Below are 13545 nucleotides of genomic sequence, written 5' to 3' on the forward strand. Positions count from 1 at the left end.
TATTATACTAAGTAATGTACATAACTTGCGATTTCAGATCATATTTTTACTAACTAGGTCATCTCAAATCGGATTTTTACTAACTCAGCTGTTATTTTGTCCATCACAATGGCTTTATTTTAAAATTTAGCACGACAAATTCATACGAAAATTAATATCCCTGTGGATAAAGGCTTATCGAGTTAGCATAGATCTGATCTGTACCAAGTACAGATCAGATCTATACTAATTAAACGAACCTATTGACGCTAAGGTTAGTGCATAACTTTATAATTTACTTAGTAAAAAATTGATCTCAAGGGCTCTTTTTGTTCATAACCTTATGCACAACCTGTGCATAACTTGATTTAAAAAATAAGGCTTAGTAAAAAGGTGATCTGCAGGTAGATAAAGATCTGATCTTAACCAAGTATAACGCTGATCTGCTTTTTTTTATATTGTTTATATTAATCATAATGTTATGTGTTAATTTAAGGTCCTTAACCTTTAATACCTTATATATTTAACCACCTTTAAACTTCTTTATTTATACTAAGCAATATTAAAAGTGTAGAAGTATTTTTAAATGTCTTCTTTTTAAAATGCATGTCGTCTTAAATAGTTGTTTACAGCAATTTGAATGGACATTATACTAACTACCTAACTTTGAGGAAGAAAGTATGTCTATCAATAATAACGCGTTAAGTACCTACCGGCTTTTAAAAGCAACCGCCGAAGTAGCTGAAAAATCATTAGAAGGTCGTATTCAGCACTATCGTGCTCATCTTAAATCAGAAGAAAAAGAATTAAGAACTTATACGCAAAAAGCAGCTGCCGATTTATTAGGTTGTAATAATCGTACTTTAAAAAGACGTCATGACAACGGTGACTTTGATGATTTAAACATAAAACGCGGCGCGAATGGTCATTATGCTTACACATTAGTAAACATTTTTGCTATGGCTGATATTATGGATATTAAACCAGATCATCGTACTGATGATGACAAACTGCAAGTTATTGTCATTAATTCTCTCAAAGGTGGCTGTGGCAAAACAACCAGCATGGTTAATATTGCAGCAGCCCTGGCAACTACAAATATTAAGCGCTATCGCATTGGTATAATTGATTTAGATCCTCAAGGTTCTTCTTCAAGCTTTTTTCCTTCAAGCGAGCATGACCCAATTACTGTTGGTGATTTAATGCGTGATTGTATAGATTTAGATGAGGGCGAAACATGGCCTGAATTTGTTTCAAACTCATTTTTACCAACGCATATCCCAAATATTCGTGTACTGCCATCAGGTATGGACGATTTTTATTTTGAGCACGAAACTGCAACATTACTCAAAGACACCTCAAATTATGAGCAAACTCGTCATTACCATAAGTTACTTGAAAAAGTAATTAACCCTGTTAAAGACGAGTTTGATATTATATTAATAGATACAGCTCCAACTCTTAACTTTATGTTTTATAATGCATTAATGGCTTCTACTGCGATGCTTATCCCTGTTCATCCAGAAGCTGTAGACTTTGATGCTAATAATAAATATTTAAAACGACTAGGTGAGATTTACCATACCGTTGCGGCACTTGGCCATGAGGGGTGGGACTTTATGCAGTTTTTAGTTACCAACTATGTAAAAGGTAATCACTCACAGCGCGATATTGTTAAAGATGTTCGTAGTGCATTCGGTCGCCAAGTTATGAGTTATCCAATCAACCACAGCTCGGCGATTACTGCTAGCTCTTCGTCTTTTAATACTATTTTTGATCAAAAAGCGTCAGACAGCTTAGCAAGCCGTGAATCACTAATGCGCGCTCAAGAAAATATTAAAGATGTGGTCGATGAGCTAGAAATGCTTATTCGTTCAAATTGGCAGTCAACTCAATCAACACTCAATACCCCTAAGTAAGGATGTTAAATAAAAATGGCTAAAAAACGTAAAAATGACACCCGCTTAGATCCTTTTGCAACAGCTGTAGGAAGTAGTAGCCTTGACGCATTACTTGAACAAGCAAATGCTGGTGATGTAATTCGCATGCCAGCACCGAGCGATCCTGAGCGCCAAATTACACTTATTTGCAAAGTGATCGCACACGCTGACATTGAATCTACAACTGGTGTATACGGTAAAAACCGCCGTGTACAAGCACTTCTTAACGAAAAGTCAGTATCGGATATTTTACCTGCCATTTCAGAGGATGGCCGTAATCAGCACCCTGCGTTACTTTGGGATCAGGGTGATAAAAGCTTAGTCTTAGCGGGTTCTCGCCGTCGTATGGCCTGTATTTTAGGTAACGCTGATTATTTAGTACTTAGTTCAAGTGACTTTACTGAGCAAGACGCTAAAATTTTAGCTGTATCTTCAGATCAATATATCGCTCCAAGTTTATGGGAGCTGGGACAAGCTTACCAGCAAACTAAAAATGAGCTTATTGAACAAGGTAAAAAAGGATCTTACAGAGAGATTGCTGCAATTGAAGGTGTATCACACACCGCCATTGCAGATGCTGTTAAAGCGTATGAACAAATACCTGCTGAAGTTATTGCACTCTACCCTACTGCGAATCACGTGGGTCGCGAAGTGGCTAAAAAGCTCATGAGCGCAAAGGAGAGAGACCAAGACGCGTTTAATCAACTTGTTAGTGACCTAGCTAGTGATGAAGAGCTAAACGCCATTACAAGTGACGACAAGCGTGCAATGGCAATCACCAAATGCCTAACTGCTGAGCCTCAAGTTGCTGTTAAACGTGAAGCTGTGCTTGAAAATAAGTTTGTATCTGTACAACGCAATTTAAAAAGTGGTGATGTGTCTATCAAAATCGACAATAAAGTGATGACAGACAAACGCTTAGAACAATTAACTAAGCTATTAAGTGCTTTTAATTAGTTAGTTAAATAATGATCTGTCAGACGTGCCTACTTAGTTAAATACTGATCTGACAGATTGTTTTGTTAGTAAAAATCTGATCTTTACTAGCCTAATCCTACCTTAAATAATCATATTTCCTCTTCAAGATCACTTTTTTACTAACTAATCGCCCCCTTTTAGCTATTTGCTCTTGGTTTATTATTATTGTTAGTAAAATTGTGATCTATAACGTGTCGTTTAATCTTTATATTTGTGTGTAGTGCCTAATATTTTGCGAAATTTTATACTCATTTTTACCTATAAACCGATTTTTTACTAAGCTATCAGCTCCAACCAGTTTATATCTTGTTAATAGTGCTTTAGCTCAGAGCACATAAGGCATATACTGGCAGAATTATTTTTAAAATTTAATGCTTAGAGTGACATGTCTGCTAACTTATCAAAAAATGATTTAATGGCTATTTTTGAAGAAATTAAAAATGAGCAGGCTACCCAGTTTCCTCTTTCTGAACGCTTTATTAAAAAACTTTTTCGCGAAAATGTCTTAGATAAAGGCAAAGAGTACTACAAGAAAGGTCAAATCACCTGGCTAGAGCATACCCCTAATTTTTCTGTTGTAGACTCTACCGTGCAAGTGGATAACGGATCATCATTTAACCAACGTATTGAGATCAGTAAAGTACCAACTGGTTATTCTGTTGATACACACTGTACGTGTAATGCAAAAACCAAATGCCGACATTTAGCTGCTATTTTGTTTAAGCTTAAAATAGAGCACTCGGGTGAATACGGTGAAGATTACTTCATTAATGATTGGTTTAGTGAATTAAGCGCTCTTAAAAGTGGTGATCAACATACTCCGTCGCAAGTATTATTATTTGTATTAGATATTGAAAATAACAAAGTATTTTTAACACCTAAAATAGCTAATTTTGAGACTAAAAAGAATTACACGTTAGGCCGAAATCTCACAGAGCAACAGTTAAATAGTTTCGTAACGCCAAATGATTTGCTCGAAAGTGATTTTAGATTATTTAGTTGGATACGTTCACAAAATGCAGTAGGAAGTATTGAGCTAAAAGGCCAATGGGGCTTTAGTGCCCTACAACAATTGATAGCTACTGAGCGCTTGTTTTTTCAGCGCTCTCGCGTGCCAATTAAAGCGCAATCTGGCCAAGCATTGAGTTTTAGTTGGGAGCAAGATAAAGATCTATCACAATTAGTTATTAAGCTCGAGCAAACCCAAAACTGGGCTTTATTAAAAACAACACCGCCTACTTACCTCGATTTAGATCATTTAAAAGCGGGTCGTCTTCGTACACCATTGAGTGCAGACGAAATAGCGCATTTACAAACTATGCCTGCTTTGCATGACGCTAATTTTGACAGAATATACAAACAACTTGCAGATAACTTTGGTGCAGGTGTTATACCGCACCCTACTAACTTGCAGCCAACGTTACCTAAGCTATCTAGTAATGCTGTTTTAAAAGTAACAATGGGCGAGCAAGGTTTATCACTTTCGCTGTTATTTAAGTATAAAAATAAAAACTATTTAGCTGGTTCTGCCCCAGCAAGTACTATAAATAGCGCATTTGAAAACACCGTAACTAACGAGCTAATCAATCTAGGGTTTGAATTTTGTAAAGGGGGTTTACAAAGTGAGCTTGTATTTACAAAGCAATCTCCTATCCATTTGCATTGGCTAATATACGAAGTATTTCCTGGCTTTAAGCAGCGTGGTTGGCAAGTCAGTGTAAGTAAAGTAACAAGCCCTAATCCACAATGTGAAGTGAGTTTACATGTACACCGTGCAGCAGGGCATCAAATGCACTGCAAAGTATTGTTGTGTGACGCAAAAGCAGCGCTGTTGTTTACTAATGCTGATTCGCTTTATCAGTCATTGAATCGCCAAAGTGAACTGTTTTATTACTACCCGCTTGGTCGTCAATTTGGGGTTATTAATAAGTCTGCCATTAACTTATTAAACGAATTTAAAGAACGCTTTGAATTTGTAAAAACACGTGACGAATTTAATATTCCGCTTTCGTATTTACCTGAACTAGTAAAGCACACAGCTATTAACGTAGAGCTTCACGACGATTCACTTGAGCTATATTTACAAGAGTTAAATAATACCGATAAGGCAATGCCTAAGGTTTCATTACATGGCTTAAATGACTCTGTAACACTTCGTGAGTACCAACTGCAAGGCGTTGATTGGCTTAGCTTTTTAAAACGTCATCAATTAGGTGGTATTTTAGCTGACGACATGGGGTTGGGTAAAACACTCCAAGTTATTGCATTTTTAGCGAGTACATTTAACCGCCCTCAAGCAGGCCCTACACTTATAGTGTGCCCAACTAGCTTGGTGAGTAATTGGAAAAACGAAATCACTAAGTTTGCTAAAAGTTTAAAAGTAACCACTATTTTTGGATCAAACCGTAACGATCCTTTACAACACTTAGCACAAGCGCAATGCATTCTTACTACATACCCGCTTTTAAAGCGTGATATTGCATATTATTCACCATTATATTTTGAAAATATAATCCTCGATGAAGCACAATACATTAAAAACGATACCGCACAGGTCTCACGATTAGTTAAACGCTTAAATGCCGACTTTAAACTTTGTTTAAGTGGTACTCCAATCGAGAATAATTTACTTGAGCTTAAATCGTTACTCGATTTTGCTATGCCATCGTTACTTGGGTCTCAAGCCCACTTTAAGCAGCACTTTCAAACACCTATTGAGCGTGAAGCTGATATGCAGAGGGCTGAGCAGTTAAAAGCGTTAATTATGCCCTTTATAATGCGCCGCACTAAAGCACAAGTAGCGCAAGAGTTACCTGAAAAAACAGAGCTAACAAAAGAGTTTGAGTTTGAGCCTAAGCAAAAAGAAATGTACCAAGGCATTACACGTTCATTAGAAGAGAAGCTAATAGACTTATTTGCCGAACAAGGCGCACAAAAAAGTAAGCTTGCATTTTTAGAGGCGCTTTTAAAGTTAAGGCAAATTTGTTGCCACCCTAAATTAATAGATCCAGATACTCAAGCAGGCTCCGCTAAGCTTGAATGGTTAACAACACACTTACCGCTTATGCTAAGCCTAGGTCGTAAGATTATTATATTTAGTCAGTTTACATCGGCACTCGATTTAATAGCCCAACGCCTTGAAGAAATAAACATTAACTTTAGTATGCTTACAGGGCAAACGCGTCAACGAGATAAAGTAATCGACGAGTTTACCAGTGGTAAAACATCCGTGTTTTTAATTAGCTTAAAAGCCGGTGGAACAGGCCTTAACTTAACACAAGCAGATACCGTTATTCATTTTGATCCATGGTGGAATCCCGCAGTAGAAAAGCAAGCGACTGATAGAGCCTACCGTATTGGTCAAACTAATCCTGTATTTGTTTATAAGCTCATAATGAGTAACTCAATAGAGCAAAAAGTATTTAAAATGCAGCAAGACAAGCAAGCCCTTGTTGATGCATTATTTACTGATAAATCAATGAGCTTTACAAAGTTTGATGAGCAGCAAATGTTGTCATTAATTAAAAACTAAAAAAGATCTAAAAAGTTTTGATCTTTTTATGAACTTAATTAAAAAGCGGACGTCTATCATTATGCTTGTTGATTAATTGCAGTTAACACAAGCATCATGTTGATTTCCCATTTAGTTACTAATTTTAGTAATGATTGAGCCAGCCCATTTTGAGTTGGCTTTTTTTATGTCTAAAATTTAGCGTGCAGCACTTATTTTAAAAGTTTTTATTTTTTTATGAACTTAATTCAAAAAGACGCGTCTACTATTATGCTTGTTGATTAATTGCAGTTAATACAAGTTTTCATGTTGATTCCCTATTTAGTTACTAATTTTAGTAATGATTGAGCCAGCCCATTTTGAGTTGGCTTTTTTTATATCTAAAATTTAGCGTTCAGCACTTATTTTAAAAGTTTTTTTATTTTTTTTGAACTTAATTAAAAAAGACGCGTCTACTATTATGCTTGTTGATTAATTGCAGTTAATACAAGTTTTCATGTTGATTCCCCCTATTTAGTTACTAATTTTAGTAATGATTGAGCCAGTTCATTTTGAACTGGCTTTTTTTATGCCCATAATTTGATTTGTTTAAATCAACCCGAATAAAAATAAATGATCTTCCGCAAATTAATTTGAATTAATTATTTTGTTATCTGGTCTACTCTAATGTCTGTTGTTATATAGCCTCACCTAATAATATTAGTTATTTTGGTGATTATGTATTTAAGTTGCAGCTTGCTCGGGCACATGTTGATTATCCCTTTGATTACTTAACTTAGTAATATTGGACCAGCTTATTTTAAGCTGGTTTTTTTATGTCTGTAATTTCTTAACTCCCCTACTTCTGTTGTTGGTTATTGGTTATGATGGCATGTCTCTAAATTTTATAAGTTTATTTTATGCTCACTCAAGTACTCACTAATATTGATTTGCTAAGCGCTGGTGCTGGTGTTGCTTTAGGCGCCCTATTTTACGGCGCTGTATCAACACGGCTTCGCAAAAAGCTACATCTACAAATAAGCGAACAGCAGCAACAGCTTTCCCTGTTACAAAACCAATTTGATAATAAAGATCTGCAATACAGCGCCTTGCTGGAAGATCATGAACTGCTAGAACATACTCACCAAGAGCAGCGCGATGAAGCGCAGCATTTTAAAACGCGTTTTAGCGAACAAGAAAAACAAAGCATTCAATACAATCATTTTTGGCGTAAAGCCGAAGGCGAGCTGGCAGCGCTTCGTGAACAATACAATCAGCGCGATGTTGAATATAATAATATGCGCACTACCCTTGAGCAAAAACAGCAAAACTTTAGCGAGCAACTCGCGCAAATTGAGCAAAGTAAAAATACGCTCAAAAAAGAGTTTGAAAACCTAGCCAATAAAATTCTAGAAGAAAAATCACAAAGCTTTAAAACCTTAAATCAAGAAAGCATTGAGCAATTATTAAAACCAGTTCAAGGCGAGCTAAAAGGCTTTAGAGAAAAAATGGAATCAATGCACGTTGAAGACATAAAACAACGGACTGCACTTAAAACCGAGCTACTGCATTTGCAAGCTAAAAGCCAAGCTATAACAGATCAAGCCGACAAGCTCAGTAACGCCCTACAAGGGCAAAAGAAAACCCAAGGTAATTGGGGCGAGCTTATGCTCGAAAACGTATTAGATAGTGCTGGCTTACGTGCAGGCGTTGATTATAAGCGCGAAGTGTCGTTTAACACTGAAGATGGCCGCTTGCGCCCTGATGTAGTTGTGTACTTACCACAGGGTCGCCACTTAGTTATTGATGCTAAAACTTCATTAAATGCCTATACACGCTACGTGAACGCTGAAAATGATCTAGATGCTAATCAAGCAATTAAAGAGCATGTAAACGCCGTTACAGCGCGTATTAATGAACTTGCGAGTAAATCGTACGACCGCTTACCAGGTATTAACTCGCCAGAAGTAGTGGTTATGTTTGTACCAATAGAATCAGCTTTTGTAGAAGCACTCAAATATCAAAGCGATATTTACCAACAAGCAATCGAAAAAAATATACTGGTAGCTACACCCACTACCCTGCTTACTAGCCTTAATATTGTTAAACAGCTTTGGCGTTTTGAAGAGCAAACCAAATATTCAAAAGAGCTGGCAAGTCGAGCGGAGCGTTTTTATAACAAGCTCAATGGTTTTTTATTGAGTATGGAAGGCGTAGGTAAGCAGCTTGATAAAGCGAAAGAAAGTTACGACAAAGCGTTCTCGCAGCTATACCGCGGTAAAGGTAATTTAATTAAACAAGCATCAGAGTTTAAAGAGCTAGGTGTATCGGTACAAAAAGAGTTACCTAGTGAGAGCGTAGAACGTGCTCAATTAGAATTAGATTAACCCTGATTTATTTTTATTTAGTTTATGTAAGTTAAACCTTAAGGATATTTATGAATAATAAGATTGTAGGAATTGTTTTAATCGTTATAGGTATCGCTTTAATTATGTGGGGATACGACGTGTATGATGCGGCGGCTTCGCAGCTTAGCCGTGCATTTAGTGGCGACACACCAATAGAAGCATGGGCGGGTATTATTGGCGGTGCCATCTGTGTGTTAATTGGTATTAAAAAGCTCAAGTAACCTGAACTTGAATAATAGATCTATTTAAGCAGCTATTTTCAGCGCTAACTACGTTGAATTTAGTTGCAATTTGCTGCACTGCACAGTGTTACTTGGCAAGATAAAACTCTTACAGGGCTTGCCAGCAATTGCATTGTGAAAGAGTAAAATACGCCGTGTATTGCAAGGCAAGCCTTTAATAATAAACGTTTTTGTAATATTTACCCCAATTATTTCAACTACGCTCGGTTAAATTAGCTAAGTGTTGCTGCAATCGCTTTGCTAGTGAGATTATTTGTGCATCTTTAATTTATTACGGTTTTGTCTACTAATTTGTACACATCTAATAAATGTAACCATTTTATATTGTATAAATGAGTATAGGAGCAAATTAAAGCTAATGTAGCCTCAATGAAAGTTACCATACCAAGCGAATTTTGGAGTGAATTGAAATCTAAACAGCTTATTGCCCAAAACGCCCCCATACCTGCATAACAAAATAGGTGTGCCATTTATACCAATCCGCAATAATACTTAATCATTTTTCGGGGCTAAACGTGTCGCTACCTGTGTTTAAAAAATCTCATTTACGACTGCATGGATGCAGAAGGTAGAGCAATGCAGGAGCAATTGCCGAGAACAACTAAATAGCGAATTTTTTGCCTAGCTATCAACACGTTTTCCATCCTCAAAATAGATCACTTAATTAAGCAAATTGGTATTACTTGGCACACCTATGCTTAATTTTTTAAGCAACGCTTGAGAATAAGTGAGTTGATTGTTGAGTGCTTGTATAAGCCCAATTAACACACTCTTGCGCTAAAATCGCGATGGTATCTAAACATGTATCGGGTGCATTAAATACTTGTTCATTTAAAACTAGCGGTATTTCGGTGCAACCAAATAGTACTGTATCGGCACCATGGGCTAGCATTAGCTCATAACTTTGTTTTAAAAGATTATGTCCTGAGGTTAAATCTCCTGACTTAACCGCCGTTATACCTTGCATTATAAATGTTTGCTGCTGCTCGTTAGGCTCAATAAATTCAATATTGTGCTTACTAAATGCCGTCTGATATATCCGCATATTGAGCGTGGCTGTGGTCGCTAATATCCCTATCTTACGTTTGCCCGTTGCCTTTGCGCGCTTAATAACGCTTTGTACAATACTAATGGTATGCACATCAGCATTTTGCGTTAGTGTGTTGTACCAATAATGCGCAGTATTACACGGTATAACAATGCAACTTACACCTAAGCTAGTAAGTTGGTTAAAACCCTTTTTAAGCTCAAAAAATGGATTTTCATCTTCAATACCCATTAAAAAATTTGTTCTGTCAGGAATTTGCGGGATATTCCTTATAAACATAGCTATGTGCTCTTGATCATTCTTAGCAGGTGATAACGCAATTACTTGATTCATAAATGAGGCGGTAGCCAAAGGCCCCATTCCTCCTAATATTCCTAGTGTTCTAAGCATTGTTATATTCCGATAAGTTGTTACTGTATGGGTTAAAATTATCGTGTTTTTTTTGTTTTGAATAATGCTATTATTTTACTGCCCATGCTTAAATTGCATATCCTGAGTGAGTATTATGAATATAGAGAGTAAATGGTTAGAAGATTTTTTGGCCTTATCTAATACAAAAAGCTTTTCGCAGGCCGCAAGGCTTAGGCATATAACGCAACCTGCTTTTAGTCGACGAATTAAAGCATTAGAAGAAGCCGTAGGTGCAGAGCTAATAGATAGAGAGAACTTACCAATTACACTTACCTCAAGCGGTAAAATATTTCATATAACAGCGCGTAATCTAATAAACCAAATGAATAACTCAGTGAGTATGTTAGAAGAACTCTCCTCTGAAGAAACTCACTCAGTAAAGGTTGCTGCAGCGCACTCATTAGCTACGTTTTTAGCGCTAAAGCTGTCGAACTTTCATAGTAAAAGTGATCGCAAAGTAGTCCTCAATATAGAAGCCATTGATGTTGATAAAGCCACTGCTACGCTCGAACAGGGCGCATGTGACCTACTTATTGCTTTTGATAACGAACGATTAAAGTTACCTCCGTTTAGTCATCAAAAAATAGGCAGTGCAGAGTTATTGCCAGTGAGTGCCTGCAATGCAAACGGTAAGGCAATATACAATTTAGAAAGTGATGGGTTTGTACCTCACTTAGCTTACAGTTTAGATTCTTATATGGGTAGGCAGTTAGAGCCGATAATATCGGGCTCTAAACTTAAAAAAGTATTTGTATCGTCGATGACAGAGCTTTTAAAAATACAGGCTTTAGAGGGTAATGGCATTGCTTGGTTACCAAACTATGTCATTACTAAAGAGCTAAAAGAGAAAAGTTTAGTTGTGGTTGGCCAAAAGCATCATTGCGTACCTATTACATATTATGCGTATCGGTACCATGCAGCGCTTCACCCTGGCGGCGAGAGCGTCTGGAATAAATTAAAAGAGCTAAATGTATAACGCAAAAAATTACTGTAAACCCCCATTACAGTAAAATGGGCGTTATTAATTTAACGCGCTCACAGTAATATGAATCTGTATTTTAATTATATTCCTATTTTATTATGGATTTTTACTTCCATAATAATTGGGTGTTTTGTCCCTTTTTTAATTTGCTTAGATAGTGACGAATTATCCATATCATGCAGTGCTGCGGCTTTGGCAAATGAGCCTTGTTGCACTACATCTACAAATAACGTTAATTGATTAATTATCGACATATCACTCTCCTAAATCCCAGTAAGGTGTATCGCCATAATAGCCATTTGCAAAATCAACAAACGCACGTACTTTACTGGGTAAAAACTGTCTGTTTGCATACACCATGTAAAGCCCCATTGGCTCGGGTTCGTAGTCATTTAAAATGCGCACTACTTTACTTTGAGCCAGTGCTTCCCCTGCTATAAATGTGGGCTGCATAGCAATACCACCACCCGCAATGGCTGTATTTAGTAGCAAATCACCATTGTTAGCCACAAAGTTACTTTCAAGCTTTAGCTCGCTTTTTAACTCATTAACCCCAAATAATCGCTTTGTGGGTTCGCTGTGGGAATAGCGTAAATAATTATGTGACTGTAAATCTAAAAGCGTTTGTGGCGTGCCATGGCGTTCTAAATAGTCGGGTGACGCAAATACAGCTAAACGTATAGGGGCAATTTTTTTAGCTATGAGCGTTGAGTTTTTTAATACGCCAATACGTAGAGCAATATCAATACCCTGCTCTACTATATCTACATATTGGTCGGTGAGCCGTAAATCTAACTTTAAATTTGGATACTGCTTTTGAAAATCAACCAACAAACCTGCTAAATGCTTAGTACCAAACGACATAGGCGCACTAATACTAAGCACACCCGATACACTTTCGCTTAAGTTGTTTAGTGAGTTTTCCATGTCTTCAATATCAATAATCACTTGCTGACAACGCTGATAATATTGATTTCCAGCCTCTGTAACACTTACTTTTCGCGTTGTACGGTGTAATAAACGCGTGCGTAGATTATCTTCCAGCGCAGAAATATATTTGCTGACTAACTGCGGCGAAATATCGAGTTTATCGGCTGCTTTTGAAAATGATCCTTCTTGCACGACGGCTAAAAAGGTCTTCATGGTGGTGAGTTTATCCATCTTTAACAATACTTTGTTGATAATGTATAAATAAGTATCATATTTATCGTCAAATTAGAAACTTATATAGTGTTTATAACACGTCTATTTGTTTAAGGTTTTAGTATGACTCAGCCTGCTTTATTTATATCTCACGGTTCGCCAATGATGGCTGTACAGCAATCGGCTACGTCAAATTTTCTTGCATCAATAGGTCAAACGCTTAGTAAACCACGAGCTATTGTGGTGTTTTCTGCCCACTTTGATGAAGCGCACGATATAGTTATTACATCAGGAGATGCGCCGCATACTATTCACGACTTTTATAACTTCCCCAAGCCCCTGTATGAAATTCAATACCCAGCACCAGGAGACCCTAAGCTAGCTAATACTATTAGTGAGTACTTTTACAAAGCGGGTATTAAAACGGTGCAAAGTGCAGATCAAGGGTGGGATCATGGTGTGTGGATCCCGCTGCGCTTAATGTATCCAGCAGCTAATATTCCCATTGTTCAGGTGTCTATTAACACGCGTTTGGGCGCTCAGGCGATGTATAAGTACGGGCAGTTACTTGCACCACTGCGCAGCGATAACGTATTAATTATTGGCTCAGGCGGTATTAGTCACAATCTACGTGAAATATTTAAAAGCCCTGCTACACCTAACCGTGTTCAAATGGTTAATGAGTTTACCCATTGGGTTGAGCAAAAATTAATAGCGCAAAACACCCAAGCGTTACTTAACTATTTAGATGAAGCACCCCATGCTTTATTTAATCACCCTACCCAGGAGCACTTTTTACCTCTTTTTGCAGCGCTTGGTAGTGGTGACGGTAAAGCCGAAAAAATACATGAAGGTATAGAAATGGATATTTTAGCGCTTGATGCATACAAGTTTTATTAATTTGAGCGTTCGTTCAAATCAAGT

Annotated in this window: 10 protein-coding genes; 7 read left to right on the forward strand and 3 right to left on the reverse strand. The window is 37.1% G+C overall.

Annotated elements, in window-relative coordinates:
• The first annotated feature begins 659 nt into the window (after positions 1 to 659).
• From H5115_RS00860 to H5115_RS00880, 5 genes are all read left to right on the forward strand, one after another.
• The gene (locus tag H5115_RS00860; RefSeq protein WP_182674620.1) at positions 660 to 1898 is read left to right on the forward strand and encodes an AAA family ATPase; all 1239 of its coding nucleotides are present in this window, start codon (positions 660 to 662) and stop codon (positions 1896 to 1898) included.
• A 15-nt stretch (positions 1899 to 1913) separates the two neighbouring features.
• Positions 1914 to 2876 (forward strand): transcriptional regulator, encoded by a 963-nt coding sequence (locus H5115_RS00865; RefSeq protein ID WP_182753115.1) that lies wholly within the window; start codon positions 1914 to 1916, stop codon positions 2874 to 2876.
• Between the two features lie 406 nt (positions 2877 to 3282).
• The gene (locus H5115_RS00870) at positions 3283 to 6429 is read left to right on the forward strand and encodes a DEAD/DEAH box helicase (protein WP_182753117.1); all 3147 of its coding nucleotides are present in this window, start codon (positions 3283 to 3285) and stop codon (positions 6427 to 6429) included.
• 878 nt (positions 6430 to 7307) lie between these two features.
• On the forward strand, positions 7308 to 8774 hold the full coding sequence (rmuC, locus tag H5115_RS00875) for a DNA recombination protein RmuC (protein ID WP_182753119.1): 1467 nt from the start codon (positions 7308 to 7310) through the stop codon (positions 8772 to 8774).
• 50 nt (positions 8775 to 8824) lie between these two features.
• Positions 8825 to 9016: a DUF3185 family protein gene (locus H5115_RS00880; protein ID WP_024596528.1), complete on the forward strand. Its 192-nt coding sequence runs from the start codon at positions 8825 to 8827 to the stop codon at positions 9014 to 9016.
• 727 nt (positions 9017 to 9743) lie between these two features.
• Here the strand turns inward: H5115_RS00880 and H5115_RS00885 are convergent.
• Positions 9744 to 10475, reverse strand: a complete 732-nt coding sequence (locus tag H5115_RS00885; protein ID WP_182753121.1) for an aspartate/glutamate racemase family protein — start codon at positions 10473 to 10475, stop codon at positions 9744 to 9746.
• 115 nt (positions 10476 to 10590) lie between these two features.
• Between H5115_RS00885 and H5115_RS00890 the strand changes: the two genes are divergently transcribed.
• The gene (locus H5115_RS00890; RefSeq protein WP_182753123.1) at positions 10591 to 11472 is read left to right on the forward strand and encodes a LysR family transcriptional regulator; all 882 of its coding nucleotides are present in this window, start codon (positions 10591 to 10593) and stop codon (positions 11470 to 11472) included.
• A gap of 86 nt (positions 11473 to 11558) precedes the next feature.
• Here the strand turns inward: H5115_RS00890 and H5115_RS00895 are convergent, their stop codons facing one another.
• Positions 11559 to 11732: a LysR family transcriptional regulator gene (locus tag H5115_RS00895; protein WP_259396301.1), complete on the reverse strand. Its 174-nt coding sequence runs from the start codon at positions 11730 to 11732 to the stop codon at positions 11559 to 11561.
• A gap of 1 nt (position 11733) precedes the next feature.
• A complete protein-coding gene (locus tag H5115_RS00900; protein WP_182753125.1) occupies positions 11734 to 12639 on the reverse strand; it encodes a LysR family transcriptional regulator in 906 nt (301 codons plus the stop codon).
• A 105-nt stretch (positions 12640 to 12744) separates the two neighbouring features.
• Here H5115_RS00900 and H5115_RS00905 point away from each other — a divergent pair, with 105 nt between their 5' ends.
• Positions 12745 to 13521: a class III extradiol ring-cleavage dioxygenase gene (locus tag H5115_RS00905; RefSeq protein ID WP_182753127.1), complete on the forward strand. Its 777-nt coding sequence runs from the start codon at positions 12745 to 12747 to the stop codon at positions 13519 to 13521.
• The last annotated feature ends 24 nt before the right edge of the window (positions 13522 to 13545 follow it).

The sequence above is a fragment of the Pseudoalteromonas sp. SR44-2 genome, from assembly GCF_014163745.1.
Classification (GTDB): Bacteria; Pseudomonadota; Gammaproteobacteria; order Enterobacterales; family Alteromonadaceae; genus Pseudoalteromonas; species Pseudoalteromonas distincta.

Excerpts from the sequence above, each read along its gene's own strand:
- H5115_RS00860 (WP_182674620.1), top strand. The coding sequence starts at position 660 with ATGTCTATCAATAATAACGCGTTAAGTACCTACCGGCTTTTAAAAGCA.
- H5115_RS00865 (WP_182753115.1), top strand. The coding sequence starts at position 1,914 with ATGGCTAAAAAACGTAAAAATGACACCCGCTTAGATCCTTTTGCAACA.
- H5115_RS00870 (WP_182753117.1), top strand. The coding sequence starts at position 3,283 with ATGTCTGCTAACTTATCAAAAAATGATTTAATGGCTATTTTTGAAGAA.
- rmuC (WP_182753119.1), top strand. The coding sequence starts at position 7,308 with ATGCTCACTCAAGTACTCACTAATATTGATTTGCTAAGCGCTGGTGCT.
- H5115_RS00880 (WP_024596528.1), top strand. The coding sequence starts at position 8,825 with ATGAATAATAAGATTGTAGGAATTGTTTTAATCGTTATAGGTATCGCT.
- H5115_RS00885 (WP_182753121.1), bottom strand. The coding sequence starts at position 10,475 with ATGCTTAGAACACTAGGAATATTAGGAGGAATGGGGCCTTTGGCTACC.
- H5115_RS00890 (WP_182753123.1), top strand. The coding sequence starts at position 10,591 with ATGAATATAGAGAGTAAATGGTTAGAAGATTTTTTGGCCTTATCTAAT.
- H5115_RS00895 (WP_259396301.1), bottom strand. The coding sequence starts at position 11,732 with ATGTCGATAATTAATCAATTAACGTTATTTGTAGATGTAGTGCAACAA.
- H5115_RS00900 (WP_182753125.1), bottom strand. The coding sequence starts at position 12,639 with ATGGATAAACTCACCACCATGAAGACCTTTTTAGCCGTCGTGCAAGAA.
- H5115_RS00905 (WP_182753127.1), top strand. The coding sequence starts at position 12,745 with ATGACTCAGCCTGCTTTATTTATATCTCACGGTTCGCCAATGATGGCT.